A 1,302-nucleotide genomic window follows, 5' to 3' on the forward strand; every position below is an offset into this window, starting at 1 on the left:
TGCCGTTCGACCTTGTTGGCGGCGTCTTCCTGATTCGTACAGTGCTTCGCAAGGGCTGTCAGCTCGTCGATGCTGTATGGCACGGGCTTCTTTGCGATCGCCGCTTTCGCCAGGCGCTGGGTGATGAGGTCCGGATACCGGCGATTGGGGGCAGTGGAATGCGTGTAGTCCCGGACAGCAAGGCCGAAGTGGCCCTCGGCGTTTGCTCCTGGAAGTTCTGCGTCGTATTCACCGGGTCCCAGGAGCTTGATGATCGTGAGGGACAGGTCCGGGAACGCCACCGGATCAGCTGCCTTCGCGCTGGTCAGGAATTCCTCGAGTGCCTTCGAATCGGGAGCGGCTGGAAGCTTGGATCCATGCTCGGCGGCCATTTCGACGATGCGGTCCCAGCGCTTTGGCACGTGCACGACGCGGCGGATCGACGGAAACTTGTGAGAGGTGAGAAACCGCACCGTAACGCCGTTGGCTGCGATCATGAAGTCCTCGATGAGCTCCGTGGCGCGGTTCTTCTCCTGGACCTCGAGACCGGTGATCTTGTCGCCCTCAAACAGCGGTTTTGCCTCGATGGTCTGCAGGCTGAGCGCTCCAAGGACATGGCGCTGCCCCTTCAGGAGTTGGGCAGCCTTGTCCTGCAGCGACAGATTCTCGGCCAGGCCGGGCACAGCGGCGACCGCTTGCGGCATTGGTCCGGTTTGCTCCAGCCATGCTGCTACGCTGTTATACGCCAACTTGGCATGACTGCGGATGATGGCCTCGTACACGTCGGATCCTGTCACGGTGCCGTCGGCGGCAACGACCATGTCGACGACGACGACAAGACGGTCCTGGTCCTGGTTCAGCGAGGTGAGGTCGGTAGACAGCTTATCGGGAAGCATGGGGAACTTCTCGGCAGCGGTGTACACCGACGTGGTGTTGGTGTGTGCGTGGTCGTCGATCGCGGACCCAACCTTGACAAGAGCATCGACATTCGCCACGGCGACAAGAATCCTGATGGTTCCATCCTGTATGGTTTCCGCGACCGTGAGCTGGTCGAGGTCCATGGAGTCGTCGTTGTCGATGGAGCACCACGGCAGGGTCCGGAGGTCATGCGCGGGTGCGTCGCCGGCAAGAGCGGGTTCCTGGATCTTGTCCACTTCGGCCAGTACCTCGGGCGAGAAGTCGGGAAGCAATCCTCGCTCGAGCATCACACGGTGAGCGATGCTTTCTAGAATACTACGGTGTTTGGTTTCGTTTATCATCGCAGGAGCTCCTTTATTCCAGAGTGAGACTCTGCCTGAGTCTTGCTGTCAGTATAGCAACGTC

The 1,302-nt window shown here is 60.3% G+C and carries 1 protein-coding gene; it reads right to left on the reverse strand.

Annotated features, from left to right (window positions below; translation table 11 throughout):
* Positions 1-1,238, reverse strand: a 1,238-nt coding sequence (locus SMC5_RS05935; protein ID WP_119119980.1) for a ribonuclease catalytic domain-containing protein, incomplete at its 3' end; no start/stop codon positions are given.
* Positions 1,239-1,302 lie beyond the last annotated feature (64 nt).

It is taken from the genome of Candidatus Cryosericum odellii (assembly GCF_003570935.1).
GTDB lineage: Bacteria > Caldisericota > Caldisericia > Cryosericales > Cryosericaceae > Cryosericum > Cryosericum odellii.